This is a genomic window from Bathymodiolus japonicus methanotrophic gill symbiont (assembly GCF_019721995.1).
In the GTDB taxonomy this organism is placed as follows: Bacteria; Pseudomonadota; Gammaproteobacteria; order Methylococcales; family Methylomonadaceae; genus Methyloprofundus.
The window spans coordinates 224,939-237,351 of record NZ_BLYC01000003.1 but is presented as its reverse complement, the minus strand read 5'-3'; the positions used below and the strand labels follow the sequence as shown (position 1 = coordinate 237,351).

Below are 12,413 nucleotides of genomic sequence, written 5' to 3'. Positions count from 1 at the left end.
TCTGCTAAAGGGAGCTTAAAGCGTATAGTCATAATCCATAATCAGCGGCGCGTGATCTGAAAAGCGCTGATCTTTATAAATACTGGCGGATTGCACTTTGTCTTTTAAATGCTGGTTAATTACCTGGTAATCGATACGCCAGCCTACGTTTTTCGCCCAGGCCTGACCGCGATTTGACCACCAGGTATATTGATCGGCCTCTTGATTGATAGCCCTGAAGCCGTCAACCCAAGGCTCTTGCTCAAATAGCTGGTCTAGCCAGGCACGCTCTTCGGGTAAGAAGCCTGAGTTTTTTTGATTAGCCTTCCAGTTTTTAATATCTATATTTTTATGCGCAATGTTCCAGTCACCACAGATAATATAATCGCGATCATTGCCCGCGATTTCCTGTAAAATTGGCATGTAGCGATCCATTACGCTATATTTGAATGCCTGACGTTCTTCTTTAGACGATCCTGAGGGTAAATAGAGCGAAATGACGCTGAGCTTGCCCAGTTGTATTTCTAAATAGCGGCCTTCTTTATCTACGTCATCAAAGCCCATACCGACGATGACCTGGTCGGGCTTGTGCTTACTGTAGATTGCCACGCCACTATAGCCTTTTTTTTCTGCGCTATGATAGTAGCAATGATAACCAGCAGGACGAAAAGCATCTGCGGTAAGTTGCTCAGGCTGGGCTTTGGTTTCCTGTATGCAGACTACATCTGCGTTCTGTTGAGCCAGCCACTGGAAAAAACCTTTGCGCTCTGCGGCGCGAATGCCATTGGTGTTGATGGATATAATACGCATGTTTTTCGGTAGTGACTTGCAGTTGTTGTAAGAAAGAAGTATTATACTCTGTTCAAAAAAGTATGTTAGTCGATTTATTAGACGTGTAAAGGCCATTATGAAACCAGAAATTCACCCAGAATATAAACAAATAACCGTGACTTGCGGTTGTGGCAATGAGTTTGTTACCGGCTCAGTCCTAGGTAAAGATTTGCATATTGAGGTATGCTCATCATGTCATCCGTTTTATACCGGTAAGCAACGTGTTGTTGATACTGCTGGGCGGGTAGATAAATTCCGTAAGCGTTATAACAAGTAAGCCTTATAGATTAAGGCAGTGCCTAATCAAAGTACAGGAAATATTATGACTCAAGAAACAGCAACGATTAGAAATAATTCTACAGGCGAGGAAGCAGAATTTTCTTTGCTTAAAGGTACTGTGGGAACGCCAGTTGTTGATGTGAGTAATTTAAATAAGCAGTTAGGCTTGTTTACGTTTGATCCTGGCTTTATGTCTACGGCGAGCTGCAAGAGTGCCATTACCTATATAGATGGTGAGCAAGGCATCTTGCTTTATCGGGGCTACCCGATAGATCAGCTGGCAGAGAAGTGCTCCTTTCTTGAAGTGGCTTATTTGTTGATGAATGGTGAATTAGGCAATCAGCAAGAACAGGCTGAATTCGAGCATGAAATTGGTCAGCATGCAATGTTGCATGAGGCGATGCATGGGTTTATTGATGGCTTTCATTATGACGCGCATCCAATGGCGATGATGGTTGGTATCGTTGGCTCTCTGTCTGCTTTTTACCATAGCGAGCTAAATATGAATGACCCTGAGCATCGTAGAATTTCTGCAATGCGCATGTTGGCAAAAATGCCGGTTATTGCTACCGCTTGCCATCGTCATTCAATTGGTTATCCGTTCGTCTATCCACGCGCGGATCTGAGCTATTGTGAAAACTTTTTGAATATGATGTTTTCACTACCTTCGCAGAAATATATAGATAAAGATAATTATATCGACCCTATCGCAGTTAATGCTTTAAACTTGCTATTTATATTGCATGCCGATCATGAGCAGAATGCGAGCACCTCGACAGTGCGTCTGGCAAGCAGCACAGGGGCAAATCCTTATGCCTGCATAGCAGCGGGTATCGGTGCACTTTGGGGTCCTGCACATGGCGGTGCTAACGAAGCCGTGTTGAGCATGCTGGAAGAGATTGGTTCGGTTGATAGAATCCCCGAGTTTATCGCGAAAGCCAAAGACAAGAATGACCCGTTTCGGCTGATGGGTTTTGGTCATCGAGTGTATAAAAACTTTGATCCCAGGGCAACGATTATCCGTAAAGCTTGCTATGAAGTTCTGGAGAGTACTTCTGCACAAGATCCATTATTTGATCTGGCGATAGCGTTGGAAAAATTTGCTTTGGAAGACGAGTATTTTGTCGAGAAAAAGCTCTATCCGAATGTCGATTTTTATTCAGGTATTATTTATAAAGCGCTTAATATTCCGGTTGATATGTTTACCGTGATGTTTACTATTGCTCGTACTGCAGGCTGGGTGTCTCATTGGCTGGAGATGATGGCCGAGCCTGGTCAGCGTATCGGCCGTCCGCGACAAGTTTATACCGGGAAAAATTTGCGCAACGTTTAGAATAGTGATTCCGGAGTTGCTTCATCGCTAGTATTTTGTTCGCGCGCGGGGTCATCTTCTAACCCTAAATAGGGCGCATATTGAGTAGGAACTGTTTCTTCAGTAAAGTACTCCCAGATTCCCATCGGCGAATCCTCACGGGCAAGCACACCTGTTTCAGGGTCGATAAGCACCTTACTGATACCTTCCGGCATTATTAGTTGTTGTTCTGCTTTGTCTTTAAGTGCGTAACGCATAAAATCAATCCACATTGGCAGTGCTGCCTTGCCCCCTGTTTCCCAGCGACCCAGACTTTTTGAGTTATCCTTTCCTACCCACGCTATGCCGACAATATCAGGTGTAAAGCCGTTAAACCAGGCATCTTTTTGGTCGTTGGTTGTGCCAGTTTTGCCAGCCAAATCTATACGCTGTAAAGATTTTGCTTTAACTGCAGTGCCGCGTTGCACAACGTCCCGCAAAAGCGAGTTCATAAGAAAATTAATCTGTGGTGAGATGATTCTGGGGGCTGTATTGTTTGCGCACTGCGCGCACGCGCTTAATGGTTCGGCTTGAAATAATAGCTCGCCGGTACTGGATTCTATGCGCTCAATATAATATGGGTTTATTAAATATCCGCCGTTGTCAAAGACTGCATACATGCGCGCCATTTGCAGTGGGGAGGCATAACCACTACCAAGTGCCAGAGATAGTTTTGCTGGTAGTTGCTGCTGCTGGAAACCAAAACGTATGGCAGTATCGGTAATCGTTGTAATGCCAAGAGCTCTGGTCAGGCGTATGGCGATTAAGTTGCGTGACTTGCGTAATGCGGTGCGGATACTGGTCGGCCCGTAAAACTTATGGCTATAGTTTTCCGGGCGCCAGGCACTTTCTTCGGCTGAATTACTGGTGCTAACTATCGGCGCGTCGTTAATCATGCTGGCTGCAGTGTAGCCAGATTCAAGCGCGCTAGTGTAAATAATAGGTTTGAAGCCTGAGCCAGGTTGGCGCTTTGCCTGAGTGGCACGATTGTATTTATTGTTGAAAAAAGCGTAGCCGCCGGATAATGCCAGAATAGCGCCGGTTTTGGGATCTAAAGCCACAAAAGCGCCTTCTGCATCCGGGATTTGAGCAAGCCGCCAGGTATTTTGGATTTGCCTGACGCGGATGGTATCGCGCAGTTCGATAATATCCTGGTATGAGTTTATATGCGCTGTTTTTCGGGAATCTGGGTCATATTTTGTACTCCAGGGGCAGTTCTTCCATAATAACTTGATTTCCGTACCGTCTTTGAGTTCGGCGGTCAATTGTTGGTTGTTAATTTGCGTGACTAGTGCAGGAACTGTTGCGCCGGTGTTATGGCTAGACTTTAACGATCGCTTTTGTTGCGGGTTGATTCGATAGCTGTGGCGTTCATCGTATTGATGTAGATTTGCACGTAGGGCGGTGACTGCGGCATTTTGCAGATCTGAATTCAGGGTAGTGTAGACATGCAGGCCGGCAGTGTATGCGGCATTTTTACCATATAGCTTAATAATGTCATTGCGTACCATTTCTGCGATATAAGGCGCATACAGCTCGCGTTGAGTGGTGTAGCTGCCTGCTGTAATCGGGGACGCAGTGGCAGAAGCATAGTCTTGCTGGTTTATATAGTCTAAATCCAGCATGCGCTGTAAAACATAATTACGCCGGATTAATGCACGCTTTGGGTTCGAGATAGGGTTGTAACTGGACGGAGCTTTAGGCAGTCCGGCGATCATGCTTAGTTCTGCAAGGCTTAACTCAGATAAAGGGCGATCGTAATAGATCTCGGCAGCCGCCGCAATCCCATAGGCGCGTTGTCCCAGGTAGATTTTATTTAGATATAGCTCAAGAATTTCATTTTTACTAAATTCCTGCTCGATTTGTATAGAGAGAATAATTTCCTTAAGTTTTCGGGTGTAGGTTTTTTTGTTGTTGAGCAGAAAATTACGCGCCACCTGCATGGTGATAGTGCTGCCCCCCTGTTTTTTCTTGCCAGTGAGGGCAAGCTGTATGACGGCACGCGCGAGGCCTTTAAAGTCGATACCGATATGCGAGAAGAAATTGCCATCTTCGGCTGCTATAAAAGCATTAGTCAGTTGTTCAGGTGTATCAGAAATACTGATGGGGATGCGTATTTTTTCGCCAAATTGCTCGATAAGTAATCCGTCTTGACTATAGATATTTAACGGCTGGTTGTATTGTATATCTCTTAGGACGTTGATATCGGGCAGTTCTGACTTTAATTGCTGATAAACAAAAAAGCCAATGATCAGGCCCAGGATCGAGAAAGTGAAGAGTATGCTGAACAGCCATTTTATTATTCTCATTGCTACAAAGATATCAGTATTTTGTTGAAAAAAGCATTTACTAGCGCTATGTGTTTTGCATAAGGTAACGCGCAATAAATAATCTACCCATATTGTGCAGGATTTTTGTTTATCTTCAAGATGTGGACATAGTGTATAGATAGCTACGAAACTATTTTTACAACGCAGAAGACGGGAAAAAAGACCAGCAAAGTGGGTGTATGTTGCGAGTTGCCTTAGCTCAGGGCTGCGACTTGTATTATACTGCGTATCAATTGTGATGTGTTGTGATAAATCTGCACCGAGAGCAGCTTGTATTTTATCTTGGGTGAATGTTTTTAAGTATTCTTTTTTGAATTTGAAAAAACAGAAAGAGCATGTCTTTATAAACGCTGGTAACTAGAAAAATGTACAGAGAATCAAAATCTTTCTGTGATAATTAACGTTATATTACAATCTATTATGTTATTTGTTTAATTTTTTATATTAGGTTTTCCTTTAAGGGTGGTATGAAAATATAAAAACATGGCTATACTTCTTATTAGTTTGGGATATGCTTGTTTGTGTATGGGTATTCCCTGGTGTATTTGAAAAAATAAAAGAGTTTCTACATGAAATGGTTCAATCGTAAGCATGATCATCTTCTTGGGATCGATATTAGTACCGCAGCTGTTAAGTTATTAGAACTAAGCAAGACAGGCAGCAGGTATAAAGTTGAAAGTTATGCTGTTGCTCCTTTGGCTCAAGATGCAGTGGTTGATAATAATATCTCTAATATAGAGATGATCGCTGAGGCGATCAAAGTCGCGGTAAAGCAATCGGGAACACGTGAGCGTCATGCCTGTGTTGCGATTGCTGGCTCTTCAGTGATGACTAAAGTGATCAGTATGTCGGGCAAATTGTCGGAAGACGAAATGGAAGAGCAGATCATGGTTGAGGCTGACCAATATATCCCCTATTCACTAGATGAGGTGCGCCTAGACTTTGAAGTACAGCATGTTAATGAAGCAAACCCTGAAATGGTTGATGTGTTACTTGCAGCTTCCAGGCGTGAAAATCAGGCGCGCCATGCTACCTCACGAAATTCCGGGACTCCTGTCGCCTATCAGGGACTAAAAATCACCACTTCGCTAAGCTCCGTTTCCATGACTTTCAGCGGTGGATGAGCGAGTAGAGGTCTTGGAAATGGCTGGATTAACGGCGAGTATTGTGGATGCTGGTGCATTTGCCATGGAGAATTCCTATGCTTTGCATCAGTGTTCCCATTGAAAGAAGAAGTACCTAAACAAAGCAGCCTATAACCTACCTGAAGGTAGCACCACTCGAATATTTCCATCTTTTTGATTTTAATCACTTATAACAGCAAATAGACACTCTGTAGGCACCGTAAAAGAACAACAAATAATTTCAAATAAAGCTTGCATTTACCGAAAGAATTTTTCTAAAAATTTCCGTTTTAATCACCTCATAAACGGATATCACCCATGCTTAAAGACCTACCACTCTCTGAACATATTCACCAACACTGCAATGAAAGTATGGAACGTGCCCTGTTAGCAGAGCGTCATCCTTTGTGGGCTCGTTCATGCCCAGAGTTGAAGGATATCGACTTTATTCGCCTTGGGTTATTACGCTGTATCAGTGTAGTCGATAGTGGTCGCCATTTCCTCCAAACCAATGAACAGATTTATGGCCAGCTACTTCCCCACTCAACGTATTTTAAATCACTGAAGTCGCATAGACGAACAAGTATGCTTGAGGCATTTGAACAGCAGAGCTATCATCTTCACGCTGAAACACTGCTATCGCAAGGCATTGATTATCTTAAACTCGATGTTCAAGTTTTTCCATCCCATTGCCATCAAACTCTTACCTTCACCCAGCAGAACAATACTTTAATGATGCTGTTGGCCCTAAGCGCCCTAAATCTCTGCCAATCATATGTTTTCCTGATGGCATCAGTTGAAGCACATCCTTTATTAATTCACCTATAGACTTTCAGAAAATTAATTTCCGAACAAACAAAAACGACAGAGGGGAAACTGGCTTATAATTTTCGTCCCAACACTAACGGAAACAGTCAAAAATGGTATCCCTCACTTTTTCAAAGTCAATTGTAGACCGACTAAAAAAAAATATGGCGACAGCTCTCAAGCTAAGTAATATTTGTTTATATCGATTAACTCAAGCTCTACTCTGGTTCAGTGAATGCATGGGAATCAAAGAAATAGCACGCCTAATGGGAGTCTGTGAAAAAACCATTATAAATTGGCTGAAAACATTCATGCATAAAGGTGTCGGTTGGTTAATAGGGCAACACTATCAAGGACGTGGTCGGAAGTCAAAGTTAACTAAAGACCAGAAAAATAAATTGGTTGAGTTGATAAAGAAAGGCCCAGAAGACAATGGATTTCATTGTGGAATATGGAATACTGCGATGATTGCCGAGCTTATTTGGTTAAAATTTGAAGTTCGTTATAACTTGAACTATTTATCAAGCCTAATGAAAAAACTGGGCTTCAGTTATCAAAAAGCTCGTTTTGTGACTGATCGCCAAGAAGAAGAAAAGTACGAGCTTGAAAGAAAAACGTGGCTGGAAGAAACATTGCCTGCCATTATGGAAAAGGCGGTAGAAGAAAAGAGTGTCGTTTTATTCGGTGATGAGGTGTCATTTGCTATGTGGGGTTCATTGGCACGAACCTGGGCTCCAATAGGAGAGCAACCCACAGTGAAAACATCAGGGATTCGAAAAGGGTTGAAAATGTTTGGTACGATCGAACTCGAAGGAGGGAGTTTTCAATACCGAGAATCATTGGCTTATGAGATAAAACCAAAGTCACTTAGACTTTTAAAAGAAGCTGGGCTGCCTCAAGAATTTTTAGCTATTCTTAAAAGCTTAAAAAATGAGAAATATCCAACACAGAAGCTTTTTATGGAAGCGATATATTCTATTGCCGACAACGTCTTAATCGAGAGTTATAAGCCAATGATATTACAACACGCTGAAACATCTGGGCGTTTTAATGGTGAAAGCTATGTTGAGTTTTTAACACAATTGCTGGCTTATTATAAAGGCAAGATTATTCTAATTGAAGATGGTGCCCCGTATCATGGAAGCGGTGTTATTAAGGAATTTAAGTTAGCTAATGTAGATCGTTTGACAGTAGAACGTCTCCCTGCGTTCTCGCCGGATTTTAATCCGATTGAGAAATTATGGAAAAATACGAAACGCGATTCGACTCATATGAAGTATTTTAAAACTTTTGAAGATCTTCATGATTCAGTTGTGCAAACTTTTAACACTTATATGCATGATGCCAGTAAAGTGATTTGTGTTATGCAAAAATTGCGGGAAGATTTCGTTGTTACCGCCTAAGTTTAAGCGCTCCAAATTTGGAAATTATTTATCTGAGAAACTATATGCTACAACTATATGAAAAGACTATTTTTTTCATATAGTTGTAGCATAGTTTCAATTTTACCATAAATAATTATTGGGAAACTTCAGAGGTAGATAAAGGCGATGTTATTGAACTACCTATCGATATAAAAGTAATCGGGCAATATAGTGAGTTAGGATTGTTTATCAGTGGTTTGGCAACATTGCCAAGAATTGTCACAATTAAAAACATTCAAATTCTTCCCACTAATAATAAGCCCTTGCTGGCTATGAACGCTTTGATTACAACTTATCGTGAAGGCGTAAGTCAAATAGAAAATGATGATGAGGTATTAAATAACTGAAGTTTCTTAGAAATTCATCAAGCAACCATTCGCAATAAAACGGCTACCACCGAATTTACAGGGGAGCTGCTGTATTTGGGGCAAACCCTTTCAAAATCCGGATCCAAAGCCGCTTCGGCAATGATGCGGCGGATATCTGAAAATGCGAAACTGGCTCGCCCCTTCACTTTGTGCCGACGTTCCGGATCGGTTTTTAAACGATCCGCGTAAATCCACGTCAGCGTTGTTGCCATCATACAGAAGTTCAAATGGTTGGTCACTGCCTGCGCATTTCGACACTGACTTTTCTGACTCCCTATGTCTTGCTTGAGCTCTTTGAGCCCGGATTCGATTTTCCATCGCGCACCATAATACTCAATAATCTGTGTGACGGATAAACTTAGATCGGTCGTAAACAAAGCAATCCACTGTGTGCGACGAAACACCCAGACAACCTGAACGGATCGTTTCAATGTTTTCAGCATGACAACGCGACTATAGGCCCTGACTTCACGCTGTTTTCCATAGAGATTCACGGTATACGATCGGGCCTTTTGTTGTACTGTTTTTGCCATGTCTGTGGCTGACCCCAGGCGCTGCCCGTACTTTTTATTCCGCCCCCTCTGCTTGGGTTTTCTTTTTTCTGGACGATCGTACAGTACATTATTGCACCTTAACCTAGAGAGAATATTAAACCGGCTTCCGATAGCTTTGTAAGCAGGCTTCCATAGGCCATTGTTGCCAAACCAGCTATCAGTGACTGTCAATATCGGAGCGGTGGAAAAATGTTCTGCAATTGCAATCAGCATTTGAGCCGCCTGAGCCATCTTGGTCTGGAAAGGAGCGACATCACCTCTTATCGTGGCGGTTTCTTTTTTTGCCTGAATTGTTTTTAAGGGCAGATAAAATCGGAAATCTAAAAATAAGCACGCACAGCGACCTTTGACCTGTTTCAGCAACCTTACCGATACAATATTTTGTGCCCATGGATATTTGCTTTGATTCGATTTGGCCGCGTGGTCAAAAATGGCTTCACAGCCGAAGATATTTTTGCCTACTTTAGTGATAATGGAGTCATCCAGTGCAACCAATATGCGCCCATCTGTTTCAGGAGACGGAATCAGCTCCCAGATAGTTTTCCACAGCCCAGCCCACGGGAAAGTTGAAGAAGCCATGAAAGTGTAAAAGCGCTTATTCTTGATCTCAAACCCAAACAACGTATCAAGGCAACGCCAAAGATTAGAGGTCATTGATGACGTAAAAGGAACGATAATGGACAGGATCGTGTAAACGAACAGAGAGGCTCGTTCGCGGCCTAAAGTGGTTTCGGAAAAATGATCTTGAAGCGGGAGTAAAATATCGCGTAAAATGAACATGAATGAGGTCGTTTTATTTGTATAATCAATGTGTTATAAACTTTCGTTATACAGTAAAACTAGGCCTCATTCACGATTAACCTGTTGTTTTTAAAAGGAATTCAAGGCTTTTAGTCAACGGAACGCCATTAATATTAGTAATATCTAATGTTTTAGAAAAATAAGCATTAGCTGATATTCTTATGCTTTCGCTGAAAATCATGGAAACGTAGCTTAGCGAAGTGGTGATTTTTAGTCCCTGATAGGCGACAGGGCAATTCGCTGATTCGACGTGTGCTAGCAGCACGCGAGAGGAGCAAGAATTGCATTACGAATAGCCGTCCAGCCAGTGAGGTAGTAATGACGAAGCGGCTTTTGTGCGTAGTCGTTGCGGACGCAGGGCGTTCAGGGCATCTCCCATCCGCTGCGTAGGTGAACGAATTATGGCGACAGGAGTCCCAGAATTTCGTGAGGTAGCATGGCGCGCCTGAAAAACTAGGAAACTTCAGTTAAATAATAGTGCTTTAGTTTGCCTTGATCATGATGGATTAGTCGTGCCGGGGTGTAAAAAGAAAAGTACGGTGGTTGTTAGCTACCCTGAACTTGAGCAAAGGTTAAAAGAAAAAAGACAAAACACCCGGCCTATTGCGGTTAAGCCTATTGAGCCCATGCCGCCGGTCGGAAGTTTTTTATTTGACCCGAATGGCCTAAGGGACCCTTTTAGACCCATTGAGAAAAGCGTTCAAGCAATGGCTATTCAGGCGGTTGCATCCAATGGAATCCAGCCTGACTTTAATCGGCACAAAGAAGAATTGGAAAACTATTCGCTGGATACGTTAAGAATGGTGGGTACGGTGAAAATGAAAGGTGTCTTCTGGGGCTTGATCAAAGCCAGCGAGGGTACAATTCATCGCGTACGTGAAGGAAATTACCTGGGTAAAAATTATGGACGTATATTGCAGGACTGAAGTTTCCCAATAATTATTTATGGTAAAATTGAAACTATGCTACAACTATATGAAAAAACAGTCTTTTCATTCGTTTCAAATGCTATTGCCTAAGGGGAATTAAGTAGGGGTTTGCTATAAACATGGCAAAACCACCTAAAATAAACCTCGATACACCAGCATTGTGTATTTCAGCTACTCAATAATTGGGAAACTTCAGTTGCAGGATAAAATAGAAATAATGGAAATTATTCCAGATCAGCCTGGTACATGGCGTGAACATCAAACATCAATAGCGTTATCTGAATAAGCTGGAGATTAATATGTGTATTAAGCAAGGTGGTTTTGTATGAGCTTTTTAAAGCAGTGGTCGCGCATATTGTAGGTGCTTGCAATATGCGTATTAATGTTGGGGCAGGTCTCACCGGTTGTGGCTCAGGAAGTTGCGCTAAGTTCGGTAAGCCTGAATGCATTATCTGGTGATAACTTACGGTTGACCTTTGAAATGACCGGTGATGTTGCCAGGCCAAAAGTCTTTCATACGGATAATCCGGCAAAAATAGTATTAGATTTCGCGGGTGTTAAAAGTGCTTTAAAAAAGAAAAAAATATCATCAATGCAGGCGGTATTACCAGTTATGTTGCAGTTGCAGCTGAAGGACGGCTGAGAGTGGTTATTAACCTTGTAAAACTAGTGGGTTACAAGGTCAAGGTACAGGGAAATCGCGTTATAGTTTTATTTTATAGCTCTAGTCGAATGGCCAGGGATAGTCATGAAAAAATAACTAAAAAAACGCTGAAACAATTTGCTACATTACTGCCGGAGCAGACGACTAATAAAATTGATTTCCGCCGGGGTAAGAAAGGCGAAGGGCGCTTATTAATATATTTATCTAATCCTAATACTGTCGTAAATACACAAGAAAAGGCGGGCAAGATCGCGTTAAGTTTCTTGAATACCAGATTACCTTCTAGGTACATTAAAAAAATGGATGTGCTTGACTTTGCTACACCTGTGTCAATGATAGAGGCGAGAAGAGTCGGGACTAAGGTGAAAGTGCTAATCACCCCGGTGAATAATGATTTTAGCTATTCCACAGGAAGTAACCCTAATAATGGCACACCAGGCGATATAGTATCGCCGATCTTATCTAATCTAGCAGTTTCTAATCCATATGGAGCATTAGGTATGACTTTGGCAAGTGGCGCAAACTATGTGCTTAATCTGGAAATCTCAGCGCTACAGGATGATAGAAAGGCAGAATTTATATCTAACCCTAAAGTATTAACCTCGGATCGTTGTGTTGCTGCAATAAAGCAAGGTGTGCAGATACCTTTTCAGACTGGCAGTCAGAATGGAACACAAACTCAATTTGAAGATGCAGCAATTATTTTGGCTGTCAGGCCGCAAATTACACCGAGTGGTAGTGTGATTACGGACTTATTTATTACTAAAGATACCCCCGGGGTTCCTACGCAGGACGGCTTGACAATCAATACACGACAAATTACCACAAGTGTGCATATTGAGGATGGAGAGACCGTTGTCTTGGGTGGGGTGTTTGAAGGAGATACAAGTCATGAGATTAACTCGGTACCCTGGTTTGCTGACTTGCCTTTAATTGGCTGGATGTTTAGAAAAAACGATAGATAGCGATGTT

The 12,413-nt window shown here is 42.2% G+C and carries 13 protein-coding genes; 9 read left to right on the top strand and 4 right to left on the bottom strand.

Annotated elements, in window-relative coordinates; all coding sequences use genetic code 11:
- Positions 1-15: 15 nt before the first annotated feature.
- Positions 16-789 carry an exodeoxyribonuclease III gene (locus K6984_RS06320; RefSeq protein ID WP_221894721.1) on the bottom strand — a complete coding sequence of 258 codons (774 nt, stop codon included), beginning with the start codon at positions 787-789 and terminating at the stop codon, positions 16-18.
- Positions 790-886: 97 nt separating this feature from the next.
- On the opposite strand from K6984_RS06320, the gene rpmE reads away from it, so the two are divergent.
- The gene (gene rpmE, locus K6984_RS06315) at positions 887-1,087 is read left to right on the top strand and encodes a 50S ribosomal protein L31 (protein WP_221894720.1); all 201 of its coding nucleotides are present in this window, start codon (positions 887-889) and stop codon (positions 1,085-1,087) included.
- Positions 1,088-1,132: 45 nt separating this feature from the next.
- On the top strand, positions 1,133-2,422 hold the full coding sequence (locus K6984_RS06310; RefSeq protein ID WP_221894719.1) for a citrate synthase: 1,290 nt from the start codon (positions 1,133-1,135) through the stop codon (positions 2,420-2,422).
- On the opposite strand, the gene K6984_RS06305 is transcribed toward K6984_RS06310, so the two are convergent.
- Complete coding sequence (locus K6984_RS06305) at positions 2,419-4,749, bottom strand: penicillin-binding protein 1A (RefSeq protein WP_221894718.1); 2,331 nt, start codon at positions 4,747-4,749, stop codon at positions 2,419-2,421. The two genes, K6984_RS06310 and K6984_RS06305, sit on opposite strands and share 4 nt — an antisense overlap.
- 590 nt (positions 4,750-5,339) lie before the next feature.
- Here K6984_RS06305 and pilM point away from each other — a divergent pair.
- The 4 genes from pilM (at position 5,340) to K6984_RS06285 (ending at position 8,472) form a co-directional block, all read left to right on the top strand.
- The gene (gene pilM / locus K6984_RS06300) at positions 5,340-5,894 is read left to right on the top strand and encodes a type IV pilus assembly protein PilM (RefSeq protein WP_221894717.1); all 555 of its coding nucleotides are present in this window, start codon (positions 5,340-5,342) and stop codon (positions 5,892-5,894) included.
- A 318-nt stretch (positions 5,895-6,212) separates the two neighbouring features.
- On the top strand, positions 6,213-6,722 hold the full coding sequence (locus K6984_RS06295; RefSeq protein ID WP_221894716.1) for a hypothetical protein: 510 nt from the start codon (positions 6,213-6,215) through the stop codon (positions 6,720-6,722).
- A 92-nt stretch (positions 6,723-6,814) separates the two neighbouring features.
- The gene (locus K6984_RS06290; protein WP_221894715.1) at positions 6,815-8,104 is read left to right on the top strand and encodes an IS630 family transposase; all 1,290 of its coding nucleotides are present in this window, start codon (positions 6,815-6,817) and stop codon (positions 8,102-8,104) included.
- A gap of 107 nt (positions 8,105-8,211) precedes the next feature.
- A complete protein-coding gene (locus K6984_RS06285) occupies positions 8,212-8,472 on the top strand; it encodes a type IV pilus inner membrane component PilO (RefSeq protein WP_221894825.1) in 261 nt (86 codons plus the stop codon).
- Between the two features lie 17 nt (positions 8,473-8,489).
- Here the strand turns inward: K6984_RS06285 and K6984_RS06280 are convergent, their stop codons facing one another.
- Together K6984_RS06280 and K6984_RS06275 are read right to left on the bottom strand one after the other, a co-directional pair.
- On the bottom strand, positions 8,490-9,827 hold the full coding sequence (locus K6984_RS06280; RefSeq protein ID WP_221894714.1) for an IS701 family transposase: 1,338 nt from the start codon (positions 9,825-9,827) through the stop codon (positions 8,490-8,492).
- A gap of 76 nt (positions 9,828-9,903) precedes the next feature.
- Complete coding sequence (locus K6984_RS06275) at positions 9,904-10,113, bottom strand: hypothetical protein (RefSeq protein ID WP_221894713.1); 210 nt, start codon at positions 10,111-10,113, stop codon at positions 9,904-9,906.
- Positions 10,114-10,360: 247 nt separating this feature from the next.
- Here K6984_RS06275 and K6984_RS06270 point away from each other — a divergent pair, with 247 nt between their 5' ends.
- The 3 genes from K6984_RS06270 to K6984_RS06265 all read left to right on the top strand — a co-directional run bounded on the left by K6984_RS06270 (position 10,361) and on the right by K6984_RS06265 (position 12,406).
- On the top strand, positions 10,361-10,774 hold the full coding sequence (locus K6984_RS06270; RefSeq protein ID WP_221894712.1) for a pilus assembly protein PilP: 414 nt from the start codon (positions 10,361-10,363) through the stop codon (positions 10,772-10,774).
- A 364-nt stretch (positions 10,775-11,138) separates the two neighbouring features.
- Positions 11,139-11,420: an AMIN domain-containing protein gene (locus tag K6984_RS30690; protein WP_230987939.1), complete on the top strand. Its 282-nt coding sequence runs from the start codon at positions 11,139-11,141 to the stop codon at positions 11,418-11,420.
- A gap of 2 nt (positions 11,421-11,422) precedes the next feature.
- A complete protein-coding gene (locus tag K6984_RS06265; protein WP_230987938.1) occupies positions 11,423-12,406 on the top strand; it encodes an AMIN domain-containing protein in 984 nt (327 codons plus the stop codon).
- The last annotated feature ends 7 nt before the right edge of the window (positions 12,407-12,413 follow it).

Excerpts from the sequence above, each read along its gene's own strand:
- K6984_RS06310 (WP_221894719.1), top strand. The coding sequence starts at position 1,133 with ATGACTCAAGAAACAGCAACGATTAGAAATAATTCTACAGGCGAGGAA.
- pilM (WP_221894717.1), top strand. The coding sequence starts at position 5,340 with ATGAAATGGTTCAATCGTAAGCATGATCATCTTCTTGGGATCGATATT.
- rpmE (WP_221894720.1), top strand. The coding sequence starts at position 887 with ATGAAACCAGAAATTCACCCAGAATATAAACAAATAACCGTGACTTGC.
- K6984_RS06290 (WP_221894715.1), top strand. The coding sequence starts at position 6,815 with ATGGTATCCCTCACTTTTTCAAAGTCAATTGTAGACCGACTAAAAAAA.
- K6984_RS06280 (WP_221894714.1), bottom strand. The coding sequence starts at position 9,827 with ATGTTCATTTTACGCGATATTTTACTCCCGCTTCAAGATCATTTTTCC.
- K6984_RS06320 (WP_221894721.1), bottom strand. The coding sequence starts at position 789 with ATGCGTATTATATCCATCAACACCAATGGCATTCGCGCCGCAGAGCGC.
- K6984_RS06305 (WP_221894718.1), bottom strand. The coding sequence starts at position 4,749 with ATGAGAATAATAAAATGGCTGTTCAGCATACTCTTCACTTTCTCGATC.
- K6984_RS06295 (WP_221894716.1), top strand. The coding sequence starts at position 6,213 with ATGCTTAAAGACCTACCACTCTCTGAACATATTCACCAACACTGCAAT.